Consider the following 14,654-nt stretch of genomic DNA (forward strand, 5'->3'; position numbering starts at 1 on the left):
GCGCGGGTCGGTTTCCGCCCTGACTGGCTACGGGACTCACCATCATGCAACGACGGCCTGCACCGCCCTGCACTGTGTTTGTAGCCCGCTTCCGGCCTCTCCGCCAATGCATGGCAAATGAAAAACGCCAGCAATGAATGCTGGCGTCGTAAAGTGATGCTGGCCCGCCCGACTACAGCCCGCCGTAGGAATGCAGGCCGGTCAGGAACATGTTCACGCCGATAAAGGCGAACGTGGTCACCAGCAGGCCGATGATGGCCCACCACGACAGCACGGCACCGCGCCAGCCCTTGACCAGACGGACATGGAGCCACGCCGCGTAGTTCAGCCAGACGATCAGCGCCCAGGTTTCCTTCGGGTCCCAGCTCCAGTAGCCACCCCAGGCATCCGCCGCCCACATCGCGCCAAGGATGGTGGCGATGGTGAAGAACAGGAAGCCGACGGCAATGGCACGGTACATGACTTCGTCGAGCACTTCCGGCTTCGGCAGGCGACCGCTGAGCACGCCCTTCGCCGACAGCCGCTCGGCGATGCCGAGCATGGCCGACAGCGAGAACGCACCATAGCCGATGAAGTTCGCCGGGACATGGATCTTCATCCACCACGACTGCAGCGCCGGAATCAGCGGCTGGATTTCATGCGCGCCGCGGCTGAAGGCATACCAGAGGATGAAGCCGACCGCGGCCGAGATCACCATCAGCACGAATGCACCCATCTGCCGGGCCTGATAGCGGGCCTCGTAGTACAGGTACATCAGTGCGGTCACCAGACAGAACAGGATGAATACTTCATACAGATTGGATACCGGAATGTGACCGATATCCGGGCTGATCAGATAGCTCTCGTCCCAGCGCACGAACAGGCCGGTCAGGCCCATGACCGCGCCGGCCCAGGTCAGCCCGCTGCCGACCCGGGTGCCGAACTCGCTGCGTGCCAGCACGCCGACCCAGTACACCAGCGTGGCCAGGAAGAACAGCACGCACATCCACATGATCGCCGACTGGCTGGACAGCATGTACTTGAGCAGGAAAAGCTTCTGGCCATTGGCCAGGTCGCCGTCATACAGCGCGATGGCCGCCACGGCCAGGGCGCCGCTCAGCGGGAAGAACCAGCGCCACGGCTTCCAGAACACGCCCAGCGCGATCAGGCCGACGGTACAACCGGCCAGAATCGCGTGTTCGTAGACGTCCATATAGGCACCGTACTGCGCGACGGCGATGCCGGCGGCGGCGATGATGACCAGCGCGTACAGTACGTCCTTGATCAGGCCGGTCCGCAGCGGGGGGCTGTCAGGCCGGTTCTTGGCTACGAGTTCCATCGGAAACGCTCCTCAGCAGGGGATTACAGGTGTTCGATGGCGTCGCGATGGCGATCGAAATCGCGGTCGAGATCGCTGGTCTTGCGGTTGGAGGCCATGGCCATCCGGCTGTTGCCCTCAGGCTGGATCAGCACCCACAGCCGCAGCTCGCGCACATAGAACATGAACAGGATGCCGGCCACCAGCAGCAGCGAGCCGAGATAGACCACGTTCTTGCCCGGCGAGCGCGTCATCTGCAACCCGGAGGCCTTGACCTCGTCAAAGCCGGTCAGCTGCAGGAACAGCGGCGAGCCATAGTCGCGGCTGGCGCTGTAGGCAACCAGACTGTCGAGCAGGAAGCGGTAGCTGTTTTCATTCAGCGGCAGCGGTTCCAGTTGCGCCTGGCGACGGGCCACGTCCTGCAGGTCGATGATCGCGCCCTGCAGGATTTTCACATAAGTCTGTGCCACGGCTTGTCTTTTCTCTTCCGGCACCTTCTGGTCGAGGAAGTTTTCCAGCCCGGCGAAACCCTGCTGCGAGAAGCGCGCCAGCACCCATTCGACGCTGCCGGCAAACTGGCGGGCAAGCGACGCGTCGATCGCGCCGCCGGCTTCCGCCTTGGCGGCCGCGCGGCGCGCCACTTCGCCGTACAGGGCCGGGTTCTGCAGCGCATTCTTCAGCCGCATGAAGCTGTCCAGCTTGCCCTCGGCATCCAGCGGATAACGCAGGAACGACATCGGGCCACCAACCTGGGTACGCACGCCGCTGACGATATAGCTGTGACCTTCGAGCTGGATCGGCGCCATGTAGGTCATGTACTCGAGCGCCTGACCCTGCGCATCGCGCAGTTTGAACTGGATGCTCGGGCCGAGGTTCTTCACCTGCTTGTCATGGTTGACCCGGCTGGCGTCGGCCAGCAGGCCCTGCAGGTTCTTCTTCACGCCCATCGCCGAGTTGTCGGCGACCGACTCGACGTTGAATGGCCGGAAATCGCCGAATTCCAGCGTATAGCGCTTGCCGTCGATGACCAGCGGCTGACCGTTCATCGACTTGCCGCGCAGTGTGACCGGCTTGTCCAGCGGACGGTTCAGGTCCCAGGCGGCAAATTCGAGCCCGGAGCCGCCATCGCCGAAGCTGGCCTGGTAGATCGACACGCCATCGATGGTCAGCGGGTGGTTGACCTCGATGGTGGCGGCGGTTTCCTTGCCGTTCTGCTTGTCGGTCACCACCACATCGCTGGCGAAGCGCTTCGGCATCCCGTTCGTGTAGTAGTCAACATGGAATTTTTTCAGCGTGACGATGAACGGCAGTTCCTGCACGAAGTAGCCGTTGCCGGCATTCAGGAACACCACGTCGGCCGACTGGTTTTCCGGCAGCGTGACATTGCCGCGGAACGACAGGTTGCCATCGCCGAGCCGGCTCTTTTCCGGCACCTGGCTTTGCGGCACGTCGCGGACTTCCGCGCTGGCGCGGCCGAACAGTTCGGCCAGTTTCAACGGCACGTTGCCGTCGATCAGGCCGCCGATACAGATCACCACCATCGCGATGTGGGCCAGGAAGTAGCCGAGCCTGTTGGCCGCGCCCTTCTTGGCCGCCAGCATCAGGCCGTCGTCGCGCTGCAGGCTGCGCACGCTGAAGCCCTGCGCTTTCAGGTAGGCCTCGACCTTGTCAGCCGGCAGCGCGCGCTCGATGCGGGCGCTGTGGGTCATGGCGGCCAGCGACTGGCTGGTCGCGCGTTCGCGGAAGGCCTTCATGTCCTTGATGAAGCCCGGCGCATTGCGCCAGATGCACAGCGTGGTCGAGGTGACCAGGAACACCAGGATCAGCAGGAACCAGCCGGAGTGGTAGACGTCGAACAGGCCGAGCGTGCGGTAGACCTCGAACCAGAACGAGCCGAACTCGAATGCATAGTTCGAGTACGGCTCGTTCTGCTTGAGGACCGTGCCGATCACCGAGGCGATGGCGAGGATGGTAAGGAGCCCGATGGCGAAACGCATCGAGCTGAGCAATTCGTAGAGGCTGGCGGCAAAGCCAGTCTGGCGGCGTTTGGACGTCATGGACCACACAATGTAAAGAGGGGGAGGCATTGACCTCCCCCTGTGTATCACGGCCGGATGAAAGCCGACTTAATCCGAATCAGGCCGTTTCATGCCCGGCCTCAGCGCAGGCCGGACACGTAGTTGGACACCGCCTTGATTTCGGTGTCGGACAGACGCGCGGCGATGTCGGACATCACCTTGTTGTTCGCGCGCTCGCCCTTCTTGAACGCAAGCATCTGCGCCTCGACGTAGCCTGCGTGCTGTGCGCCCAGATGCGGGTACTGGCCGGGGATGCCGGCGCCGGCGGGACCGTGACAGGCCATACAGGCCGGCACTTTCCGATCGGCAACGCCACCACGGTAGATCGTGGCTCCCGCCTTGATGGTGGTCTTGTCGGCGGCTTCGCGCGGCTTCAGCTTCTGCTCGTTGAAGTAGGCAGCCACATTGCGCATGTCATCTTCGGACAGCGTGGACGCCATCCCCAGCATGATGGCGTTCTGGCGCTTGCCCGATTTGAACTCGTGCAGTTGCTTGGCAATGTACTCGGCGTGCTGACTGGCGAGGGACGGATTGGCCGCCGCCACGCTGTTGCCGTCGGCGCCGTGACACGCCGCACACACTTGTTCGGCGATCACTTTGCCTTTTGCCGGGTCGGCCTTGGGGACGGCAGGGGCCGGGTTTGCCAGCGCGCCCGTGACCAGGGAGAGGCCGGCAACCGCCAACAGCATGTTGATTTTCATGGGTTCTCCTAGCGAAAGAAGTCGCAAATCCTTGGCGGACGTAGTATTTTCAAACCACTTATTCTATACCAAATGATTTTAAGCAGACTACCGATGCCGTTGTTCCAGAATGCAACTTTCTTTACCACCGTCAACCATATCAAGGATCTGCCCGATACGGCGGCCGAAGTCGCCTTCGTTGGCCGCTCGAACGCCGGCAAATCCAGCGCGTTGAACACCCTCGCCAACCGCACCCGGCTGGCCTTCGTCTCGAAGACGCCGGGTCGCACCCAGCATATCAACTTTTTCAAGCTGGACACCGGCGGCGAGGACTACCTGGTCGACCTTCCGGGCTACGGCTATGCCGAAGTGCCCGAAGCGATCCGCACCCACTGGGTCGAACTGCTTGGCCGCTACCTGCAAACCCGGGAAAGCCTGATCGGCCTGCTGATGATCATGGATTCGCGCCATCCGCTGAAAGACCTGGATGTGCGAATGCTGAATTTCTTCCGCGTGACCAATCGCCCGGTCCACATCCTGCTGTCCAAGGCCGACAAGCTGAGCCGCCAGGACCAGCAGAAGACCCTGGCCGCCGTCCGCCATGCACTGGACGACTACCCGGGGGTCAGTGTCCAGCTGTTCTCCAGCTCGAAGAAAACCGGCGTGGCCGAGGTCGAGGCCGTGGTGTCGGCATGGTTTGCCGATCGCCAGCCGCCGCATGACGACGTGCTGCTGGACGAGGAGCCGGACCGCGACGAATAAACGCCGCCTGCGCGACGGACGGCGGGCAGTGCCGGGAACTTTTCCCCTGCCCGCGCGGCCGAAGTCGGAGTGTCCGGCGTGGATGACGCGCAGCAACCTGCGCCGCTGCGGCGGATAAAAGGGAAGCGGCAACATCGCCGCCCCCGAACGCAGACGGTTGCGCCCGGAAGTGCGAACACCTCCCGCTTCTCCTCCCTGAGCGGGAGCCCGGCCTCCAGGCCAGGCATTCAGCCCTGAGTCGCACCCCTGTCGCTCAGGGCTTTTCTTGCGCCCTCGCCACCAGCACCGACTTGTGTACCGGCTCAATCAGCCACTCCAGCCGGGCAGCCATCGCCGGGCTGACATGAATCCCGCCCTCTCCGTCCACCAGCAGCACCGACTGGATGCCAAAACGTCCGGCCGCACGCAGCGCCCCTGCCGCACCGGCAAAATACACCGGCTTGCTGGCCACATCGGAACGCAGTCCCCGGTCGGTGCCACGTTCCACCAGCACCGTCACTGCCTGTACCCGGCAGCGGGCGTTGCCGTCGCGCGGGTCGATCAGGTGACAGTAGCGCTGGCCGTCGAGCATGAAAAAGCGCTGGTAGTCACCCGAGGTGCCCATGGCCTCGCCCGGCTGCAAGGCGACCACCGCCATCGCGCGCGGGTCGCGCGGATGCTGGATGCCGACCTTCCAGCGCACGCCGGGCGCCTTCTCCCCCAGCGCCAGTACATTGCCGCCGATATTGATCAGCGCATCGCGTACCCCGTGCCGATGCAGGATATCGGCGACCCGGTCCAGCGCCCAGCCCTTGGCCAGCCCGCCGAAATCCAGTGCCACATCGGGGTTGCGGCTGCGGGCCATGCCGTCGGCGACCGTGATGTCGAGGGTGGACGGATGCAGGGCGAGCACGGCGCGAAGGGCTGCTGTCGGCGGGGCGACCGGCGCAAAGCGGTCGGCGTGAAAACCCCAGAGTTCAACCAGCCGGCCGATGGCCGGATTGAACAGCCCGTCGCTGTTTCTCTCGCCGTCCTGCGCCAGCCGGATCAGGCCGGCCAGTTCGGCATCGACCGGCGCGGCGCGGCCGGCCGCGAACGCCTGGTTCAGCCGCACCACGTCGCTGCCGGCCTGCCAGGCATGCAGCTTGTTGTGCATCCGGTCCAGTTCGGCCAGTGCAGCAGTGACGGCGGGTGCTGCCTGCGCCTGTGGCAGATTGGCAACACTGACCTCGACCCGGGTTCCGAATACATAGCTTTCCTGCCGGTACGGCTCGGGCCGGTCGGCGCAGGCGGTCACCGCCAGCAGCGCGGCGGCAGCGAGCAGCCACCGTCGCCAGCCGCCGGCCGTCAGCTGGCCAGACAATGCTTCTCGATGGCGGCGATGAACATCCCGGCCACGTCCAGCCCGGTCTGGTCCATGATTTCGCGGAAGCAGGTCGGGCTGGTGACGTTGATTTCCGTCATGCAGTCGCCGATCACGTCCAGTCCGACCAGCAGCAGACCCTGGGCGGCCAGGCGCGGGCCGATGGCCTCGGCGATCCGGCGATCGTTCGCCGTAAGCGGACGGGCCACGCCGCGGCCACCGGCGGCCAGGTTGCCGCGCGTCTCGCCGGCCAGCGGAATGCGCGCCAGGCAGTAATCGACCGGCACGCCGTCGATCAGCAGGATGCGCTTGTCGCCATCGACGATCTCCGGCAGATAGCGCTGGACCATCAGCGTGCGCGTGCCGCGCCCGGTCATGACTTCCAGCACCGAACCCAGGTTCGGGTCGGTCGGCGTCAGCCGGAAAATGCCGTCGCCACCCATGCTGTCCAGCGGTTTGAGGATCGCATCGCCATGTTCGGTCACGAAGGCGCGCAGCGCGGCCATGTCACGGCTGACCAGGGTCGGGGCAATGAAGTCCGGGTACTGGAGGATGGCGAGCTTTTCATTGTGATCGCGGATCGCCTGGCCCCGGTTGAAGCAGCGCGCACCATGCCGCTCGGCCAGACTCATCAGGTGGGTCGCGTACAGGTACTCGTCGTCGAACGGCGGGTCCTTGCGCATCACTACCGCGTCGAACGCGGCCAGGTCGTGCACGGCGGTATCGCCGGGCACATACCAGTCATCGCGCTGACCGGTCAGTCCGATTGCGGTGGCCTCGGCCAGCACCCGCCCGTCGCGGGCGAACAGCTGCCGGGGTTCCAGCGCATACAGCGTGTGACCGCGTGCGGCTGCCGCCTCCATCATGGCGAAGGTGGAGTCCTTGTAGGTCTTGAAGCTGGCGAGCGGGTCAGCGATGAAGGCAATTTTCATGGGAATATTTTCCTGGGTCCGCGCCGGTTCAGCCTTGAGCCGGATCAGTGGCTTCGAGTTCGCGCGATGCCGCCAGCAGCGCCAGCCGCGCAACGACGCCATAGGCGTACAGCCGGTTGGTCGAGCATTCCGGCCCGCAGGTCATGTCCGGCAGGCAGGCCGCATCGAAGGTCATCGGCGTGAAATGCATGCCCGGCGCATTGAGGTTCTCGTCTACGCCGCGGCCCTCGTGCACCCGGTAGAAGCCGCCGACCACATGGCGGTCGATCATGTAGATGACCGGCTCGGCCACCGCATCAGCCACCGTCTCGAAGGTATAGACCCCTTCCTGGACGATGACTTCGCTGACCTGCTGGCCTTCCTTGATCACCGACATTTTGTTGCGCTGCTTGCGGTTCAGCCCGACCACGTCGTCCGGGCTCTTGGCGGTCATCACGCCCATGCCGTAGGTGCCGGCATCGGCCTTGACGATCACGAACGGCGTTTCGCTGATGCCGTGTTCGCGATATTTGGCACCGATCCGCGCCAGCTGGTCGCTGACCGCGTCGGCCAGTACCTGCTCGCCCTGGCGCTCGTGGAAATCCAGCCCGCCGCAGGCGGCAAAGTACGGATTGACGAACCACGGGTCGATCGACAGCAGTTCGCCGAACTCGTTGGCCACGCTGTCATAGGCGGCAAAGTGGTGGGTCTTGCGGCGCACGTCCCAGCCGGCATGCAGCGGCGGCAGCACGTTCTGTTCGAGATCGCGCAGCAGCGCCGGCGCGCCGGCCGACAGGTCGTTGTTCAGCAGGATCAGGCACGGATTGAAGCCGTCGGCCAGCACCAGCCGGTTGCCGCGCCGTTCGATCGGTTCCAGCGTCAGCGTGTCGCCGTCCGGCAGGTCGAACACCGTCGGTGCGGTGATTTCCGCCAGCAGGCTGCCGATGCGGACCCGGAAGCCGGCCTGCGACAGGATGCGCGCCAGTGCCGCGACATTTTTCAGATAGAAAGTGTTGCGGGTGTGGTTTTCCGGAATCAGCAGGATGCTCTTGGCGTCGTTGCAGGCCCGCTCCACCGCATGGGTGACGGCCTGCACCGCCAGCGGCTGCGCATCGCGTCCCAGATTGTTGAAGCCGCCCGGGAACAGGTTCATGTCCACCGGCGCCAGCTTGAAACCGCTGTTGCGCAAGTCGACCGAGCCATAGAACGGCGGCGCATGCTCGGCGAACTGACGACGGAACCAGTGTTCGATCTGCGGTTGTCCGGCGAGCAGGCGTCGCTCGAGTTCGATGAGCGGTGCGGTCTGACAAGAAGCAAGCGACGTGACGGGCATGGTGTCCCCTTGGGGAGGTTTGTATACAAACGGCGTTGATGGCGATCGCCGGGTCATTTTTCAAGAGTAGCCGGCGAAATTAGTCAAGGCAGCTGCCCTGGCCACGCGTCGCCGAAATGCGTCTGGTACTGCCGCGCCAGGCCCGGCCAGTCGAATACATGGTTCTGTCCGCCGCGGCTGGCAATCTTGATGGCGCCCAGCATCGACGCCAGCCGGCCCGACGCCAGCCAGCCCAGTCCATGACTGATGCCGTACAGCAGACCGGCACGATACGCATCGCCGCAACCGGTCGGGTCCACGACCCGCTCCACCGGCACGCCCTCGATACGATAATGCCGGTCGGCATAGATGTCCGAACCCTGTGCACCACGGGTCACCACCAGTGCCTCGACCCGTCCGGCCAGTTGCGACAGCGTCAGACCGGTACGCGCCTGCATCATTTCGGCCTCGTAGTCGTTCAGCGCCAGATAGGTCGCCCGCTCGATCATTTCCTGCAGTTCGGCGTCCGACAGCAGCGGCAATTCCTGGCCCGGGTCGAAAAAATACGGCACGCCGGCAGCGGACAGCTCGCGCGCATGCTGCAGATCGGCCTGGTGGCCGCTCGGGGCGACGATGGCAAGCTCGATGCCGGGCATCTGCCCGGCATGGTTCAGCGTCGCGAAATCGGTGGCACCCGGATGGAAGGCGGTGATCTGGTTGTCGTCGCGATCCGAGGTGATGAAACACTGCGCGGTATAACAGTCGGCAATCTCGCGAATGCCGTCGGTACGCAGTCCCTGTCGTTGCAGATGCTGGCGATACGGGCCGAAATCGTCACCGGCCGACGACAGGATGACCGGGTCGCCACCCAGCATTTTCAGGTTGTAGGCGATATTGCCGGCGCATCCGCCGAACTCGCGCCGCAAGTGCGGCACCATGAAACACACCGACAGCTTGTGCAGTTGATCGGGCAGAATATGCTTGCTGAACGAATCCTGGAACGTCAGCAAGGTGTCATAAGCAATGGAACCGCAGACCAGCACGGACATGGGCCGGCTCCTGTATGTCGTAATCCGCCCATTCTAAGATGGTTCGCGCTCCCCCCTGAAAGGCCCGCAATGAAAAAATCCTCCCTCCTTCTGCTCTCCGCGCTGCTGTTCGGTGCCGCGCCGGCCGTCAGCCTGGCCGCGCCGCCGTTCGACGGCATCAGCTATGCGGACCTGCAGGGCAAGCCGCACGGCTTTGAAGCGTGGCGCGGGCGGGTGGTGGTGGTGAACTTCTGGGCGACCTGGTGTGCGCCGTGTCGCGAGGAAATGCCGATGCTGAACACGTTCAGCCAGAAATGGGGCCCGCATGGCGTGACCGTGGTCGGCGTCGCCATCGACGACAAGGTGTCGGTACGCAACTTCGTCAATCAGTTCGGCATCACCTATCCGGTGCTGATCGGCGACCAGAGCGCCATGAATCTGCTGCGCGCCGCCGGCAACAAGGTCGGTGCGCTGCCATTCACCGCCGTGCTCGACCGCAGCGGCCGCCAGGTCGCCAGCCTGACCGGCCGGCTCAATGAAGCCCAGCTCGAAGCCGCGGTCCGCCCGCGCCTGTAAGGCCCTGAAAAGCATGCCCGGGCGACAGCCAAACGCTGAATCCACCCGGTTTTCAGGTAAGATCGCGCTTTCCGTTGAACAACAACTGCATCGCATGAAAATCGGTATTGTGATGGGGAGTCAGAGCGACTGGCCCGTGATGGAACACGCCGCCCGCGTCCTCAGGGATTTCGGCGTCGACTTTGAAACCCGGGTCGTCTCCGCCCACCGGACCCCGGACCTGTTGTTCGAGTACGCGGAAACGGCCGAACAGCGCGGACTGGCAGCCATCATCGCCGGCGCCGGTGGCGCGGCCCACCTGCCGGGCATGCTGGCCGCCAAGACCCATGTGCCGGTGCTTGGCGTGCCGGTGCCGTCGCGCTACCTGCGCGGCGAGGACTCGCTGCTGTCCATCGTCCAGATGCCGAAGGGCATCCCGGTCGCGACCTTCGCCATCGGCGAAGCCGGCGCGGCCAATGCCGGACTGTTCGCCGTCGCCATGCTGGCGAATGCCGATCCGGCGCTGGCGACGCAGCTGAAGGCCTTCCGCGAAAAACAGAAGCAGACCGTGCTGGACATGGTCCTGCCGGAGATCAGCGCCGAATGACCCCCATCCTTCCGCCGGCCATGCTCGGCATTCTCGGCGGTGGTCAGCTCGGCCGCATGTTCACGATCGCCGCCCGCACGCTCGGTTACCGCGTCACCGTGCTCGACCCGGACGCCAGGGCCCCGGCCGCCGCGTTCGCCGACGTCCACCTGTGCCGCGCCTATGACGACCGCGATGCGCTGAAGACGCTGGCCGATACCTGTGCCGCCGTGACCACCGAATTCGAGAACGTCAATGCCGACTCGATGCGCTGGCTCGCCCAGACCATCCGCGTCAGCCCGTCGGCCGACTGTGTCGCCATCGCCCAGGACCGCATCGCCGAAAAATCCTGGATTCGCCGCGCCGGGCTGGATACCGCGCCGTACCTCGCCATCGAATCGGTGGAAGAGCTGGCCTGTGACCTGTCGCCGTGGCTGCCCGGCATCCTGAAGACCGCCCGCCTCGGTTACGACGGCAAGGGCCAGGTCCGGGTCGACACGCCGGAAGCCGCGCGCGCCGCCTATGCCAACCTTGGCGGCCAGGCCTGTGTGCTGGAAAAACGCCTGCCGCTGCAGCGCGAGATCTCGGTCATCGTCACCCGCGTGTCCGACGCACTGGTCAACAGCTTCCCGGTGTCCGAAAACGAACACGTGGACGGCATTCTGGAGCTGTCGATCGTACCGGCGCGCATTGACGACGCGCTGGCCACTCGCGCCCGCGAGATGGCCATCCGCCTGGCGCACGAGCTCGACTACGTCGGCGTGCTGGCCGTCGAGTTCTTCGTCCTTGCCGACGACTCGCTGGTCATCAACGAGATCGCCCCGCGTCCGCACAATTCCGGTCACTACACGCTGGATGCCTGCAATACCGACCAGTTCCAGCAACAGGTCCGCGCACTGTGCGGCCTGGCGCCGGGTCGCGCCGACCTGCTGACCCCGGTCGTGATGGCCAATCTGCTCGGCGACCGCTGGAAGGCCGACGGCTCGGCACCGTACTGGGCCGTGCTGATGGACACCCCGAATGCCAAACTGCACCTGTATGGCAAGGACACCGCCCGCAAGGGCCGGAAGATGGGGCACTTCACCGTGGTCGGCAGCGATGTCGACAACCTGATCGAGCAGACCAGGGCCCTGCAGGAAACGCTGTAACCATCACATCGCCCCGGACCCGCCTCCGGGGCCTTTTTACTTTTTTACTGTGTTGTTCGCCCCCTACCGCTTCTGGCAGTAAGCCCGTCCGATCCCCATTGCCGGCCGGCCGACCCCACAGGCGTTTTATCGTTTTAACCGAGGTTCATCCCAACATGGCAACAGCCATCCTCATTGACGGTGCCTTTTTCCTGCACCGCTACCGTTCGCTGGTATCCGACGCCGCAACGCACACCCCTGAAGACGTGGCCGATACCCTGGTCCGCTGGTCGCTCGCCCACCTGAACCAGCAGGACGAACGCCGCGACCTGTACCGCATCTTCTTCTATGACTGTCCGCCGCTGGCGAAGAAAGTCCACATGCCGGTTTCCGGCAATCTGCGCGATTTTGGCGAATCGGCCGAGGCCCGCTTCCGCACCGGCCTGCATGAAGCGCTGTCGCGCAAGCGCAAGCTGGTGCTGCGCTACGGCCAGCTGGCCGATTTCGGCCAGTGGAACCTGAAACCGATGGTCCAGCGCGCGCTGGTCAAGCACGAGCGCGCCGTCGACGAACTGCGCGACGAAGACTTCGCCTATGACGTGCGCCAGGGCGGCATCGACACACTGATGGCCCTCGATGTCGCCGGACTGGTGTACAAGAAGCAGGTCGACCAGATCGTGCTGTTCTCCGCCGACGCCGACTTCGTGCCGCTGGCCAAGCTGGTGCGCCCGGAAGGCATCGACCTGGTGCTCGATCCGATGTGGAAGCCGGTCGCCTCCGAGTTGTTCAACCATATCGACGGCCTGCGTTCCACCTGTCCGCGCCCGGTGCGCGAAATCAGCGGCAACGTCTGAATCGACTGCGGACGATGCCACCCCGCATCGTCCCGCGCCTTTTTCCTGATCCGAAAGATAGCCATGAGCGGCCTGACCACCACCGACCTCAAAAGCCTGAAGAAAATCTACTCCGGGAAAGTTCGCGACCTGTACCAGATCGACGACACCCGCATGCTGATGATCGCCACCGACCGCCTGTCGGCGTTCGACGTCATCCTCGACGAACCGATCCCGGAAAAAGGCAAGATCCTGACCGCCATTTCCAATTTCTGGTTTGAACGCTTCAAGGACCTGGTGCCCAGCCACCTGACCGGCGATCGTCCGGAAGACGTGGTGTCCGCCGAAGACCGCGCACAGGTCGAAGGCCGCGCCGTGGTCTGCCGGCGACTGACGCCGATTCCGGTCGAAGCCGTGGTGCGCGGCTACCTGGCCGGTGGCGGCTGGAAGGATTACCGCCAGAGCGGTGAAGTCAGCGGCATCCGGCTGCCGGCCGGGCTGCGCGAAGCGGACAAGCTGCCGGAACCGATCTTCACCCCGTCGACCAAGGCTGCCGTCGGCGACCATGACGAACCGATCTCGTTCGCCCAGTGCGCCGACCTGATCGGCGCCGACCGTGCCGCCGAAGTGCGTGACACCGCCATCCGCCTGTACCAGGCCGCCGCTGCCTTCGCCGCCACCCGCGGCATCCTGATTGCCGATACCAAGTTCGAATTCGGCCTGGACGAAAACGGCACGCTGACGCTGATGGACGAGGCGCTGACCCCGGATTCGAGCCGTTTCTGGCCGGCCGACCAGTACCAGCCCGGCAGCAACCCGCCGTCGTATGACAAGCAGTTCGTGCGCGACTGGCTGGAAAGCGTCGGCTGGAACAAGCAGCCGCCGGCCCCGGCCATTCCGGCCGACGTCGCGCAGAAGACCGCCGACAAGTACCGTGAGGCGCTGACCCGGCTGACGGCCTGAGTCAGACAGCACCGGCAATTGCAGTCGCGCCGGTGCGCACCACCACAAGCATCTGGCCGGCCCGGCAACGGGCCGGCCAGATGCTTGCAAACCCCGTCCACGAATGTCAGTGCCGGCGGTTTCGCGCAGCGAGGCGCGGCCCCCGCTTCGGCAGGCCGATCAGCACCACCGCGCAGACAATCACGCCCATCGCCATCCATTCGGCCGCACCGATATGCTCACCGGCGAACAGCATGCCGAGCAGCACGGCCACCACCGGGTTCACATACGCATAACTGGTTGCCGCAGCCGGCCGTACATGCCGCAGCAGGTACTGGTAGGCAGAAAACGCGATCAGCGAGCCGAACACCACCAGATAGGCGAGCACGGCCCAGCCCGTCGCCGTCGGCAGGGCGTGCATGCGCTCGCCAGCCAGCTGACTGGCCACCATCAGCACCGCGCCGCCGGCCAGCATCTCCGCCGCCGGGGCCATCGCACCGGCCGGCAGTGACAGGCGCTTGCCCCAGACCGAGCCCAGCGCCCACGACGCCGCCGCCAGCAGGATCAGCACGGCGCCGACCGGACTGGCCTGCAGATTGCCGCCCATATTCAGCAGCAGCATGCCGAACAGTCCGAGTCCGATACCCAGCCATTCGCGGCGGGTATTGCGCTGGCCCCACAGCTGGGCGAAAACCAGGGTGAACAGTGGCACCGTGGCAACGCCCAGGGCAGCAACCCCGGAAGCCACCCACTGCTCGGCCACGGTCACGCCGCCATTGCCGCCGGCCAGCAGCAGGGCGCCGACGAGGGCCGCCCCCTTCCACTCGGCACGGGTCGGCGCCGGCGCGCCATGCCGGCGCAGCCAGACGTACATCAGGCTGCCGGCAATCAGGAAGCGGACGCCGGCCATCATCAGCGGCGGCCAGCTTTCCACGCCGAAGCGGATCGCCAGATAGGTCGAGCCCCAGATCACGTAGAGGGCAAAAAAAGAGGCGATCAGCCGCAGTCGGTCGGCTGGAGCAGGGGCTTGCATGGAAGGTCTTTCGGAAAAAGCGGGACAGGGGCCGGCAGCGGCTCATTCTATGGGCTTCAGGGTCAGGCAGACGGCTGACACCTGTCAACGATAGCGATTGACAATCAAACTGGTTTTTACAATCAAATTCATCTCTGGCCCGGTGATGGGTAATCTGCAGACATCGTT

At 64.9% G+C, this 14,654-nt stretch carries 14 protein-coding genes; 6 read left to right on the plus strand and 8 right to left on the minus strand.

Translation table 11 applies throughout. The annotated features are described in order from the left end of the window. Positions 1–172: 172 nt before the first annotated feature. From ccsB to Q352_RS0105710, 3 genes are all read right to left on the minus strand, one after another. On the minus strand, positions 173–1,318 hold the full coding sequence (ccsB, locus tag Q352_RS0105700; RefSeq protein WP_028498505.1) for a c-type cytochrome biogenesis protein CcsB: 1,146 nt from the start codon (positions 1,316–1,318) through the stop codon (positions 173–175). 23 nt (positions 1,319–1,341) lie between these two features. Next, on the minus strand, positions 1,342–3,354 hold the full coding sequence (locus Q352_RS0105705) for a cytochrome c biogenesis protein ResB (protein WP_028498506.1): 2,013 nt from the start codon (positions 3,352–3,354) through the stop codon (positions 1,342–1,344). A gap of 101 nt (positions 3,355–3,455) precedes the next feature. Beyond that, the gene (locus tag Q352_RS0105710; RefSeq protein WP_028498507.1) at positions 3,456–4,076 is read right to left on the minus strand and encodes a c-type cytochrome; all 621 of its coding nucleotides are present in this window, start codon (positions 4,074–4,076) and stop codon (positions 3,456–3,458) included. Between the two features lie 93 nt (positions 4,077–4,169). On the opposite strand from Q352_RS0105710, the gene yihA reads away from it, so the two are divergent. Next, positions 4,170–4,817 carry a ribosome biogenesis GTP-binding protein YihA/YsxC gene (gene yihA / locus Q352_RS0105715; RefSeq protein ID WP_028498508.1) on the plus strand — a complete coding sequence of 216 codons (648 nt, stop codon included), beginning with the start codon at positions 4,170–4,172 and terminating at the stop codon, positions 4,815–4,817. 253 nt (positions 4,818–5,070) lie between these two features. On the opposite strand, the gene Q352_RS20000 is transcribed toward yihA, so the two are convergent. The 4 genes from Q352_RS20000 to Q352_RS0105735 form a co-directional block, all read right to left on the minus strand. Beyond that, positions 5,071–6,159: an FAD:protein FMN transferase gene (locus Q352_RS20000; protein WP_234413004.1), complete on the minus strand. Its 1,089-nt coding sequence runs from the start codon at positions 6,157–6,159 to the stop codon at positions 5,071–5,073. After that, a complete protein-coding gene (gshB, locus tag Q352_RS0105725; RefSeq protein ID WP_028498509.1) occupies positions 6,144–7,091 on the minus strand; it encodes a glutathione synthase in 948 nt (315 codons plus the stop codon). The genes Q352_RS20000 and gshB overlap by 16 nt, the downstream gene beginning before the upstream one ends. Positions 7,092–7,119: 28 nt before the next feature. Next, complete coding sequence (gshA, locus tag Q352_RS0105730; protein ID WP_028498510.1) at positions 7,120–8,403, minus strand: glutamate--cysteine ligase; 1,284 nt, start codon at positions 8,401–8,403, stop codon at positions 7,120–7,122. Between the two features lie 83 nt (positions 8,404–8,486). Beyond that, a complete protein-coding gene (locus Q352_RS0105735; RefSeq protein WP_028498511.1) occupies positions 8,487–9,431 on the minus strand; it encodes a carbohydrate kinase family protein in 945 nt (314 codons plus the stop codon). Positions 9,432–9,500: 69 nt separating this feature from the next. Here Q352_RS0105735 and Q352_RS0105740 point away from each other — a divergent pair, with 69 nt between their 5' ends. From Q352_RS0105740 to Q352_RS0105760, 5 genes are all read left to right on the plus strand, one after another. After that, positions 9,501–9,986, plus strand: coding sequence for a TlpA family protein disulfide reductase (locus tag Q352_RS0105740; protein ID WP_028498512.1), 486 nt, complete (start codon positions 9,501–9,503; stop codon positions 9,984–9,986). Between the two features lie 94 nt (positions 9,987–10,080). Then, the gene (purE, locus tag Q352_RS0105745) at positions 10,081–10,572 is read left to right on the plus strand and encodes a 5-(carboxyamino)imidazole ribonucleotide mutase (protein ID WP_028498513.1); all 492 of its coding nucleotides are present in this window, start codon (positions 10,081–10,083) and stop codon (positions 10,570–10,572) included. Continuing rightward, positions 10,569–11,699: a 5-(carboxyamino)imidazole ribonucleotide synthase gene (locus Q352_RS0105750; protein WP_028498514.1), complete on the plus strand. Its 1,131-nt coding sequence runs from the start codon at positions 10,569–10,571 to the stop codon at positions 11,697–11,699. The genes purE and Q352_RS0105750 overlap by 4 nt, the downstream gene beginning before the upstream one ends. A gap of 155 nt (positions 11,700–11,854) precedes the next feature. Beyond that, entirely contained in the window at positions 11,855–12,532 is a 678-nt protein-coding gene (locus Q352_RS0105755; protein ID WP_028498515.1) for an NYN domain-containing protein, read from the plus strand. Between the two features lie 63 nt (positions 12,533–12,595). Then, positions 12,596–13,474, plus strand: coding sequence for a phosphoribosylaminoimidazolesuccinocarboxamide synthase (locus tag Q352_RS0105760; protein WP_107888872.1), 879 nt, complete (start codon positions 12,596–12,598; stop codon positions 13,472–13,474). A gap of 106 nt (positions 13,475–13,580) precedes the next feature. Here Q352_RS0105760 and yedA read toward each other — a convergent pair whose 3' ends face one another. Next, a complete protein-coding gene (yedA, locus tag Q352_RS0105765; RefSeq protein ID WP_028498517.1) occupies positions 13,581–14,486 on the minus strand; it encodes a drug/metabolite exporter YedA in 906 nt (301 codons plus the stop codon). Positions 14,487–14,654 lie beyond the last annotated feature (168 nt).

This window comes from Microvirgula aerodenitrificans DSM 15089 (assembly GCF_000620105.1).
Classification (GTDB): Bacteria; Pseudomonadota; Gammaproteobacteria; order Burkholderiales; family Aquaspirillaceae; genus Microvirgula; species Microvirgula aerodenitrificans.

What these genes read in the sequence shown, in the direction of transcription:
- purE (WP_028498513.1), top strand. Translation starts at nt 10,081, where the DNA reads ATGAAAATCGGTATTGTGATGGGGAGTCAGAGCGACTGGCCCGTGATG.
- yihA (WP_028498508.1), top strand. Translation starts at nt 4,170, where the DNA reads ATGCCGTTGTTCCAGAATGCAACTTTCTTTACCACCGTCAACCATATC.
- gshA (WP_028498510.1), bottom strand. Translation starts at nt 8,403, where the DNA reads ATGCCCGTCACGTCGCTTGCTTCTTGTCAGACCGCACCGCTCATCGAA.
- gshB (WP_028498509.1), bottom strand. Translation starts at nt 7,091, where the DNA reads ATGAAAATTGCCTTCATCGCTGACCCGCTCGCCAGCTTCAAGACCTAC.
- Q352_RS0105760 (WP_107888872.1), top strand. Translation starts at nt 12,596, where the DNA reads ATGAGCGGCCTGACCACCACCGACCTCAAAAGCCTGAAGAAAATCTAC.
- yedA (WP_028498517.1), bottom strand. Translation starts at nt 14,486, where the DNA reads ATGCAAGCCCCTGCTCCAGCCGACCGACTGCGGCTGATCGCCTCTTTT.
- Q352_RS0105755 (WP_028498515.1), top strand. Translation starts at nt 11,855, where the DNA reads ATGGCAACAGCCATCCTCATTGACGGTGCCTTTTTCCTGCACCGCTAC.
- Q352_RS0105750 (WP_028498514.1), top strand. Translation starts at nt 10,569, where the DNA reads ATGACCCCCATCCTTCCGCCGGCCATGCTCGGCATTCTCGGCGGTGGT.
- Q352_RS0105705 (WP_028498506.1), bottom strand. Translation starts at nt 3,354, where the DNA reads ATGACGTCCAAACGCCGCCAGACTGGCTTTGCCGCCAGCCTCTACGAA.
- Q352_RS0105710 (WP_028498507.1), bottom strand. Translation starts at nt 4,076, where the DNA reads ATGAAAATCAACATGCTGTTGGCGGTTGCCGGCCTCTCCCTGGTCACG.
- Q352_RS0105740 (WP_028498512.1), top strand. Translation starts at nt 9,501, where the DNA reads ATGAAAAAATCCTCCCTCCTTCTGCTCTCCGCGCTGCTGTTCGGTGCC.
- ccsB (WP_028498505.1), bottom strand. Translation starts at nt 1,318, where the DNA reads ATGGAACTCGTAGCCAAGAACCGGCCTGACAGCCCCCCGCTGCGGACC.
- Q352_RS0105735 (WP_028498511.1), bottom strand. Translation starts at nt 9,431, where the DNA reads ATGTCCGTGCTGGTCTGCGGTTCCATTGCTTATGACACCTTGCTGACG.